The organism is Mucilaginibacter sp., from assembly GCF_036383575.1.
Classification (GTDB): Bacteria; Bacteroidota; Bacteroidia; order Sphingobacteriales; family Sphingobacteriaceae; genus Mucilaginibacter.
The window spans coordinates 1-7,829 of sequence record NZ_DASVOB010000038.1 but is presented as its reverse complement, the minus strand read 5'-3'; the positions used below and the strand labels follow the sequence as shown (position 1 = coordinate 7,829).

Genomic DNA, 7,829 nt, shown 5'->3' with positions numbered 1-7,829 from the left:
GAATATCAGCAATACACTGGCCGTAGCAATAACCGCGCTGATAGAGATCACGTAGCTTATTTTATTTAAACCAACTTTGGCAAAAACAAAGGCCAGTGGGTCGCCAACCTGCAGGTCTTTATAGCTTACCATACCTGTAAGCACCAGGGCTATCAGGATATATAATACCGTACAAATGATCAGTGAGTAGATCATGCCGCGGGGCAGATCGCGCTGCGGTTTTTCGCACTCTTCGGCGGTGGTTGATATGGCATCGAAACCGATGTAGGCAAAAAACACACCTGATACACCTTTCATAACACCACTGAAACCGTTAGGCATAAACGGGTGCCAATTGGCCGGCGTTACATAAAAAAAGCCCACTACTATAACCGCTATTACGATCACTATTTTAAGCACTACCATGGCATTAGTAGCTTTTTTTGTTTCGCGGATGCCTATATAAACCAGGTAAGTGATGATGATAACAATTAAAAGGGCGGGTAAATTGGCTATCAATTTGAAATTACCAATACCAGGCGCCTGGGTCCAGGCCAGTGCTTCTGCTTTTACCCTATCGCTAAGGTCGGCCAAATTTGCTCCTGCCGCCTGAACCTGCTCATGCCCGCGCAAGGCCGAAACATAGTCCATCGTAAGGAATTTAGGCATGTGGATATGAAAACCTTCGAGCAGGTTTACAAAGTATTCGCTCCAGGAAATGGCTACCGCTATGTTACCGATGGCGTATTCCATTAACAAGTCCCAGCCAATGATCCAGGCGATCAATTCGCCGAAAGAGGCATAAGCGTAGGTATATGCGCTACCGGCAACCGGGATGCGCGAGGCAAACTCGGCATAACAAAGGGCCGAAAACCCACAGGTAACCGCGGTCAATATAAACAAGATAGAAACCGCCGGGCCGCCATGAAAAGACGCCTCACCAATGGTTGAAAATATCCCTGCCCCTACAACAGCAGCTATGCCCATGAGGGTGAGGTCTTTTACATTAAGTTCTTTTTTGAGTTGGGATGTTGCAGTACCGGGATGCTCACTATCACTAAAACCACATTCAACATCATTTAAAATTTTTGCTACTGACTTTTTACGAAAGATACTTTTCGACATGTAGTTTAATTAATAAGTGCTAATCAATCTCAAAATTAATCATTTTTTTGCATTGAATAAGTATATGCTTACTTTGCACCATGAAGATAGGAATAAAAGACGTTTTGTACAGGATCCGCCCTTTTTTTATCCTTTACCTTATCGTTTTAGCCACCTGTTTGATCATCAAACTGCTATGCAGCCGCGAGGCTATCTTTTTCACCGTAAACAGCTGGAACCAGCCCTGGCTTGATGCTATTGAGCCTTACGTTACTGACATTGGCGATGGCACTACAGCCGTAATATTATCGCTTTTCATGCTCCTGTTCAGCTATCGCAGCTGGCTGCTGCTGGCCTCAAGCTATGCCATCACATCAATTGTAGCACAGATCCTGAAATACATTTACATTGCACCCCGGCCCAAGCTATATTTTGCCGACCAATGGAGCAGGGTACATACCGTAGATGGTGTTTATATTTTAGAGAAATACAGCTTCCCTTCGGGGCATACAGTGAGCGCTTTTTCGGCGGCACTGGTGATAACATACCTTTGTAAAAACAAAGGCTGGGGTATCCCAGCCTTGTTTGTTGCCATGATGGTTGGCTATTCAAGAATGTATTTAACCGAGCACTTTTATGAGGACGTTCTTGCCGGCTCGGCCATTGGCGTGTTTGTTACTATATTCTGGCTCACCTGGCTTGATGGTAAACAATTCATCAACTCGGCCAAATGGAACAGGGGCCTGCTCGATCTATTTAAGAAAGCCCCTGCTGTTAATTAAACTCCTGCTTCCAGATGCCTGTTTTTACGTTTGACAACCGTCAACACAATGATTAGCACAATAACGGCGCCACCAGCATAAATACCTATTTTGACCGGGGCCGACATACCTTTTGCATCAGACAAATACTGATCACGACGATCTAAAGTAGGTGCAATATGGATAGAGCCTGAAAATTGTTTCAGTTCGGCTTTTGCCAGATCGGCCCTTTGCTCAGGGTAATTATACTCAAAGGTATATGTTGCGTCCTGGGTGTATAACAGGATAAAGTTCCTTAACTCAGGAGATTCGCCGGTTGAACCACTGTTATCAATCCTAAGGGTAAATACTTTACCTTCCAGTTTGCCTATGGTGGTATCACGCGGATACATCACGCTGCCATTAACAGATTGTTTCTGGATACCATTGATGTAGCTTTTAAATACATCCTTCAGATCTTTCTCTTTATTTAAAGGTTTGTTATTAGCATTGGGAACGCGTAAAACCAAAATATTACCCAATGTTGCAGTACCCTGGTATATCTGTTGACCTAACGTATCCTTTTTGATAAAGCCTTCTGGCAATGAGACCGTAACAAGACTATCTATCTTTACGGGTTTTAGTGCCTGGCTAAAACCTGCAAGCGAAATGAGCATTATGCTTAAGCTTAAAATTATCTTTTTCATATTTATTTAACTTGAAAACGAAGAATAAGTTTTAACTAATAATATATTATGAGATTTCAATGAAGTTTAAATGACTTAAAATCAACAGTATAAATATTAGCTAAAAGCAGAAAGCTTAAGGCTGAAAGCTTTTTTTGGGAAGGAAATGCAAATGTTATCGAGGGGTGCAATTAAACAAAAAGCGTCATTGCGAGGTACGAAGCAATCCCAAACTTATAGGGCGAATCTGCATAGCTGCTCTGCATATAGGGGATTGCTTCGTACCTCGCAATGACGGTGGAGAATTAAAAGCTTTTTGCTTTCTGCTTTCAACTTTGAGCTTCCTTAAATGCTTTTTGCTTTAAGCCTAAGCTTAAAATAGTTTTCAGCCTTCGGCTTTAAGTTTATTTAAGAGTTCATCCAAACACACCTCGGCAAAAGCGGTAGATGAATCGGAAACACCATAAGGAATAATGAGCTTGTTATTATGTACTATGGCTCCGCATGAATAAAGCACATTGGGTACATAACCTTCGCGCTCATCGCTGTTGGGAATAAGCAATGGCTCTTTTAAACGACCAATTTCAACAGCAGGGTCATCCAACTTTAATAGGCTTGCCCCCAGTACATAACGCCTCATGGGGCCTACACCATGGGTGATCATGATCCAGCCATCAGGCGTTTCAATTGGCGAGCCGCAATTACCTATCTGTACAAATTCCCAGCTAAATTTAGGCTGTTGCAGCATCACCGGCTTTTCCCAGATATTGATCTTATCTGAATACATGATGTAATTATTGCAGCCGTCTATCCGCGATATCATTACATACTTGCCATTCACTTTACGCGGAAACAGGGCCAGGTTTTTGTTTTGTGCCCCTGCTCCATATAGAGGCATGATCTTAAAATTATAAAAATCAGATGTTTGCAGCAGCTTCGGCATAATTAGCGAGCCATCGTAAGCGGTGTAGGTAGCGTAGTAAAGCTTGCTTCCGTCATCGTTGGTAAACTGTACAAAACGGGCGTCTTCAATCCCCTTTCGCTCATATTCGGATATCGGGAAGATCACCCTGTCGGAAATATCGGTATCCAGCGAAAAAACAATTTCATAATAAGAGTCGGCAAGCCAGAGCACTTTATCATATTCCAGCCGTTTCATATCATCTTCCTGCAGCCTTTGCGAATCCATAATGATCCGGCGTAGGTTGGCGTATTCAAAATGATGATCGAGCTTTGATTCCAGCTCGTTAATTACATCAATGTTGATCTGCGTAATGGCCGCCTTTTCAAAAAACAGCTTTTTATTATAAACAGCGTTCCGTACAATTTCGGCTTCATCAATATAACTGCCTGCGGGCTGTATGGAGATATTGTTATCCTTATCTATCCAGGCCCGGCGAAAAGTTATTGAGGAGATATGCCCCTCGCCTACCGCCCTGAAACTGATGATCACCCGGCGCTGCCCGTCTTCCAGTTCGGTTTGGTCGGGATCTTCCACTATCGAAGGATTAAAGAACGCCGCCGATTCAATAGAATATTCGTGCGTAAAATATGACCCAATGAGCAGCTTGCGATAAACGGTAAGTGTATCAAAATCAATATTCAGCTCCAAAAACAGGGGCTTAAGCTTGCTGCAATGCCTGTTAAGCACACGGGTAATATTACGGTGCCTTTTGGAATACTCCTGCAGTAAGGGCGATACAATGCCAAAAGCATCATCTTCGCTGATGAGCATTACGCGTTCAATAACTTCTTTTGCGCGGTCGTTCCCATTGAAAAAAAACCTTGCAATTACACGTTTCGGATCGGGATTTACTCGGATGGGTTTGCGTTCGATAGAAAGTCTCATACAATGAAGTGGTAGCTTTTAGTTTGTAACACCAATCAGCGCAAATTGATTTATGCTTTTTTAATTAAAACGCAACATTTTAAAAATGGCACTTTACAGGCCGTTATAAAAACCTATCTTCATGTTTTGTTAATGTTTGGTGCAGTACTTTGCCTATCATGAACATCCTGATCCTGTAACCCTTATTTATAGTTTTTGTAATTTGCGCAATTATGAACGTACTAATTGTTGAAGACGAAAAAGGCCTTGCGCTTGAAGTTGATGAATTTTTAAGCCACGAAGGTTTTACGGTTGAACATGCCCGCACCAAAAAGTCGGCATCCGAAAAGATCTTCGTAAACAATTATGACTTTATCCTGCTCGATCTCGGTTTGCCCGACGGCGATGGCTTCGATCTGCTTAAAATGCTGAAAGGCATGAACAACCGTGAAGATGCGGTAATCATCCTCACAGCCCGCGGCGCGGTTGACGACCGGGTATCGGGCCTTGAGCAAGGTGCCGACGATTACCTGGCAAAACCGTTTTCGCTGAATGAGCTACTGGCCCGTATGCATGCCATTACCCGCCGCAAACACCGCCTGGAAAGTAATGACATCAACGTAAAAGGCTTAAAGATCAATATTCAAAACCGCACCGTTACTTATAACGAAGAACGGATAGCCCTCACCAAAAAGGAATTTGAAATCTTTAACTACCTGGTGCTTAACAAAAACCGGGTTATATCCCGCACCAATCTCACTGAGCACGTTTGGGGCGATGTACTGGAAATAAACTCCGACTCCAACTTTGTGGATGTGCATGTTAAAAACCTCCGTAAAAAATTATCGGCATACATTCCTATCGATTGGTTTGAAACTGTGAGGAGTATCGGTTACCGCATTAACATCTGAACTTAACAGCTATATGAAATTACAGGTAAAACTGGCCCTTTATAATACGTTAACCAAGATAGCCATTATACTTTTTACAGGCCTGCTTATCCTGCTTTCTATTGAAAAGATCTCGTATAACCACGTAGAGCTTCGGCTCGAGGAAAACGAACGGGAAACACTTAAAAATCTCAGCTCAAAAGAGATCAACAGTAAGCTTGCCAATCAAAAGCCTTATACCGATTATAATATCTTAAAAGAGGAATTTATCATCATTAAACCGGTTAAGTTTCAGCCTACAGAAACTAAAGGCGCAAGGTTTACCACCGAAACCCGTACCAGCGACCAGGTTACGCAAACGTATCGCATTTTAACCCACCAGTTTAACTTTAACAACCACACCTATTTGCTTGAAATTGGGGTATCGATCACCTCCATTGAGGAATTAAAATCAATTATTAAAAGGTTTACCCTTTTAACCCTGGTGATAGCGCTTGCTCTCACGCTGGTAAGCGACCTGATATTTACCAAGTTTTTACTGGCTCCCTTTTATAAGATCATCGACCGTAAACTGATCAAGGTAAACGACCCGATGAATTTTGATTACGAAAAAATAAAAACCACCACCCAGGATTTCGAACTGCTTGATGATAGTATCAGCACCCTCATGAAAAAGATCAGCAACCTGTTCAGCCTGGAAAAACAGTTTATTGCCAATGTATCGCATGAGTTGCTTACGCCTATTTCAATCATCAGTTCACGGCTGGAGAATATTTTGTTACAGGAAGAACTTAGCGAGGCCAGCGAAAACAAGATGCATGCTTCGCTGAAAACATTAAACCGGCTTAAATCTATCATTAACAGCCTGCTGCTGATATCAAAAGTTGAAAATAACCAGTATGATAAAGCCGATGTGGTGATGATAGCCGGTGCAATTATGGAGATTGAGGAAGAACTGGAAGACCGTTTGGAAGAAAAGCACCTCACTTTCAATAACAACATCAAATACATCTACTCCATTATGGGCAACCGCCCGCTGATGCATACCTTGTTGTTCAACCTCATCAATAATGCTATCAAGTATAACAAACCCAAAGGCAGCATCACAATTGCCGATGAGCTAAAGGAAGATTTTTACATATTGGAAATTACCGATACAGGTGCAGGCATGGACCAGCAACAGATTGAAAACGCTTTTAATCGCTTCGAAAAATTTGAGACCGAAGAAAAGGAAAGTTATGGCCTCGGCTTAGCCATTGTAAAAAGTATTACCGCATTTCATAACATCAGGGTGAAAATAGACTCGGTAAAAGATAAGGGGACCAGCATATATCTCGTATTTAACCGCGAATAGGTCTTCACTCATTCTTCACATTGTATCAATACCTTTACAAAGTTTATTTTATAAGTAGATCCCCTATTTAACTATAGAGGCTGTTTTCCGGTTGGTAACAGCCTTTTTTGTTAGATCTCCAATTTGTTTAAATCATCTTATTACGCTTAACCAGATAGGTATTCAGGATATGATGATAACCTTCATGAATATCAGCATCAACCAAATCGATATGATATTGAGCGCATTTCAATTCCAGCTGGTGGCGATACTCTTTCAACGATGCTTTGTAGGCTTCCCTGATCCGGGCGGGGTTTACTTTCAATTCATCACCACTTTCAATATCAACAAAATGATGAGGGCGGTTATCAAAGTTAAGTTCAAGTTCCTTTTGCTTGTCGGTAACATTAAAGATCACCACCTCATGCTTGTTGAATTTCAAATGCTGAATAGCTGCAAATAAGGCCTGCTGTTTTTCGGCATCGAGGCTATTCTCCAACATATCGCTGAAAATGATCACGAGCGAGCGTTGATGGATTTCCTGGGCTATATGGTGCAGTACGTTGGTGATATTGGTTTGTGTGTTTACTTTAGGGCTGGCGTACATTTTTTCCAGCTCGGCATATAAATAAAACAGGTGTGTTGTAGTTGACTTTGCAGCACTGATCCAGTCGATTTTATCCGAAAACAAACAAAGCCCAAAGGCATCCCGCTGTTTTTTGAACAGGTACATCAACGATGCTATAGCGTAAACCGAAAATTGCAGCTTGTTAGTGCCAGTTTCTGGGAAATTCATGGATGATGAGGTATCCAGCAAAAGAAAACAACGAAGATTTGTTTCCTCTTCAAACTGTTTTACAAACAATTTATCGGTACGGGCCAGCAGCTTCCAGTCGATATTTTTTACCGACTCGCCATTGTTGTACAGGCGGTGCTCGGCAAACTCAACCGAAAAACCGTGAAAGGGGCTTTGGTGCAAACCGGTGATGAAACCTTCTACAACTTGCCGGGCCAGTAGTTCGAGATTGGCCAGTTGCCTTATTTGCTGATCATCGTTTAATTTGGGCATAGGCTAATATAGGGCATAAAAAAAGCGTTGCAAAATTGCAACGCTTTTTCATTAAAGTATGTCGCGTCCTGAAATAAGTTGACACTCAAGTTGACTTATATGGAAAAACGAACAAAGAATGTAAGTAGGCGCAGTCAGCGCGATTACAGCCTTGCCTTTAAGTTGCAGGTCGTGCAGCAGGTTGAAAAAGGCGAACTGAC

General features: G+C 42.1%; 7 protein-coding genes. 3 read left to right on the top strand and 4 right to left on the bottom strand.

Going from position 1 to position 7,829, the window contains the following annotated elements; all coding sequences use genetic code 11:
- The coding region (locus tag VF500_RS01265) for an amino acid permease (RefSeq protein ID WP_330857931.1) at nucleotides 1-1,104 on the bottom strand (1,104 nt) is incomplete at its 3' end.
- A gap of 80 nt (nucleotides 1,105-1,184) precedes the next feature.
- Between VF500_RS01265 and VF500_RS01260 the strand changes: the two genes are divergently transcribed.
- Nucleotides 1,185-1,865 carry a phosphatase PAP2 family protein gene (locus VF500_RS01260; protein ID WP_330857930.1) on the top strand — a complete coding sequence of 227 codons (681 nt, stop codon included), beginning with the start codon at nucleotides 1,185-1,187 and terminating at the stop codon, nucleotides 1,863-1,865.
- Here the strand turns inward: VF500_RS01260 and VF500_RS01255 are convergent.
- The gene (locus VF500_RS01255) at nucleotides 1,862-2,530 is read right to left on the bottom strand and encodes a hypothetical protein (protein ID WP_330857929.1); all 669 of its coding nucleotides are present in this window, start codon (nucleotides 2,528-2,530) and stop codon (nucleotides 1,862-1,864) included. The genes VF500_RS01260 and VF500_RS01255 overlap by 4 nt on opposite strands.
- A 364-nt stretch (nucleotides 2,531-2,894) precedes the next feature.
- The gene (locus VF500_RS01250; RefSeq protein ID WP_330857928.1) at nucleotides 2,895-4,358 is read right to left on the bottom strand and encodes a glycoside hydrolase family 130 protein; all 1,464 of its coding nucleotides are present in this window, start codon (nucleotides 4,356-4,358) and stop codon (nucleotides 2,895-2,897) included.
- Nucleotides 4,359-4,570: 212 nt separating this feature from the next.
- On the opposite strand from VF500_RS01250, the gene VF500_RS01245 reads away from it, so the two are divergent.
- Nucleotides 4,571-5,248, top strand: coding sequence for a response regulator transcription factor (locus VF500_RS01245; RefSeq protein ID WP_121231528.1), 678 nt, complete (start codon nucleotides 4,571-4,573; stop codon nucleotides 5,246-5,248).
- Nucleotides 5,249-5,261: 13 nt separating this feature from the next.
- Nucleotides 5,262-6,581, top strand: coding sequence for a HAMP domain-containing sensor histidine kinase (locus VF500_RS01240; RefSeq protein WP_330857927.1), 1,320 nt, complete (start codon nucleotides 5,262-5,264; stop codon nucleotides 6,579-6,581).
- Between the two features lie 127 nt (nucleotides 6,582-6,708).
- Here the strand turns inward: VF500_RS01240 and VF500_RS01235 are convergent, their stop codons facing one another.
- Nucleotides 6,709-7,629 (bottom strand): DUF58 domain-containing protein, encoded by a 921-nt coding sequence (locus VF500_RS01235; protein WP_330857926.1) that lies wholly within the window; start codon nucleotides 7,627-7,629, stop codon nucleotides 6,709-6,711.
- Between the last annotated feature and the right edge of the window lie 200 nt (nucleotides 7,630-7,829).

Excerpts from the sequence above, each read along its gene's own strand:
- VF500_RS01255 (WP_330857929.1), bottom strand. The coding sequence starts at position 2,530 with ATGAAAAAGATAATTTTAAGCTTAAGCATAATGCTCATTTCGCTTGCA.
- VF500_RS01240 (WP_330857927.1), top strand. The coding sequence starts at position 5,262 with ATGAAATTACAGGTAAAACTGGCCCTTTATAATACGTTAACCAAGATA.
- VF500_RS01235 (WP_330857926.1), bottom strand. The coding sequence starts at position 7,629 with ATGCCCAAATTAAACGATGATCAGCAAATAAGGCAACTGGCCAATCTC.
- VF500_RS01250 (WP_330857928.1), bottom strand. The coding sequence starts at position 4,358 with ATGAGACTTTCTATCGAACGCAAACCCATCCGAGTAAATCCCGATCCG.
- VF500_RS01260 (WP_330857930.1), top strand. The coding sequence starts at position 1,185 with ATGAAGATAGGAATAAAAGACGTTTTGTACAGGATCCGCCCTTTTTTT.
- VF500_RS01245 (WP_121231528.1), top strand. The coding sequence starts at position 4,571 with ATGAACGTACTAATTGTTGAAGACGAAAAAGGCCTTGCGCTTGAAGTT.